1 rRNA gene is annotated in these 1,503 nt (G+C 52.8%); it reads right to left on the reverse strand.

Going from position 1 to position 1,503, the window contains the following annotated elements:
- Positions 1-1,465: ribosomal RNA gene (locus tag BCU75_RS01700) — 16S ribosomal RNA — on the reverse strand; the annotation flags it as partial.
- Positions 1,466-1,503: the final 38 nt, after the last annotated feature.

A 1,503-nucleotide genomic window follows, 5' to 3' on the forward strand; every position in this document is an offset into this window, starting at 1 on the left:
CGAAAGGTTAAACTACCCACTTCTTTTGCAGCCCACTCCCATGGTGTGACGGGCGGTGTGTACAAGGCCCGGGAACGTATTCACCGTGACATTCTGATTCACGATTACTAGCGATTCCGACTTCATGGAGTCGAGTTGCAGACTCCAATCCGGACTACGACGCACTTTTTGGGATTCGCTCACTATCGCTAGCTTGCTGCCCTCTGTATGCGCCATTGTAGCACGTGTGTAGCCCTACTCGTAAGGGCCATGATGACTTGACGTCGTCCCCACCTTCCTCCGGTTTATCACCGGCAGTCTCCCTGGAGTTCCCGACATTACTCGCTGGCAAACAAGGATAAGGGTTGCGCTCGTTGCGGGACTTAACCCAACATTTCACAACACGAGCTGACGACAGCCATGCAGCACCTGTCTCAGAGCTCCCGAAGGCACACCTGCGTCTCCGCTGGCTTCTCTGGATGTCAAGAGTAGGTAAGGTTCTTCGCGTTGCATCGAATTAAACCACATGCTCCACCGCTTGTGCGGGCCCCCGTCAATTCATTTGAGTTTTAATCTTGCGACCGTACTCCCCAGGCGGTCTACTTAACGCGTTAGCTCCGAAAGCCACGGCTCAAGGCCACAACCTCCAAGTAGACATCGTTTACGGCGTGGACTACCAGGGTATCTAATCCTGTTTGCTCCCCACGCTTTCGCATCTGAGTGTCAGTGTCTGTCCAGGGGGCCGCCTTCGCCACTGGTATTCCTTCAGATCTCTACGCATTTCACCGCTACACCTGAAATTCTACCCCCCTCTACAGCACTCTAGTTCACCAGTTTCAAATGCAGTTCCGAGGTTGAGCCCCGGGCTTTCACATCTGACTTAATGAACCACCTGCATGCGCTTTACGCCCAGTAATTCCGATTAACGCTCGCACCCTCCGTATTACCGCGGCTGCTGGCACGGAGTTAGCCGGTGCTTCTTCTGTTGCTAACGTCAAGAGATAACGCTATTAACGCTACCCCCTTCCTCACAACTGAAAGTACTTTACAACCCGAAGGCCTTCTTCATACACGCGGCATGGCTGCATCAGGCTTTCGCCCATTGTGCAATATTCCCCACTGCTGCCTCCCGTAGGAGTCTGGACCGTGTCTCAGTTCCAGTGTGGCTGATCATCCTCTCAGACCAGCTAGGGATCGTCGCCTTGGTGAGCCATTACCTCACCAACTAGCTAATCCCACCTAGGCATATCTTGACGCGAGAGGCCCGAAGGTCCCCCTCTTTGGCCCGTAGGCATTATGCGGTATTAGCCATCGTTTCCAATGGTTATCCCCCACATCAAGGCAATTTCCTAGGCATTACTCACCCGTCCGCCGCTCGACGCCCAACAAATCCTCCGAAGATTCAATGTTGTCGTTTCCGCTCGACTTGCATGTGTTAGGCCTGCCGCCAGCGTTCAATCTGAGCCATGATCAAACTCTTCAATTTAAGATTTTGTGACTCAACGAATACTGACTTCAAAACTA

It is taken from the genome of Vibrio splendidus (genome assembly GCF_002873455.1).
Classification (GTDB): domain Bacteria; phylum Pseudomonadota; class Gammaproteobacteria; order Enterobacterales; family Vibrionaceae; genus Vibrio; species Vibrio splendidus_J.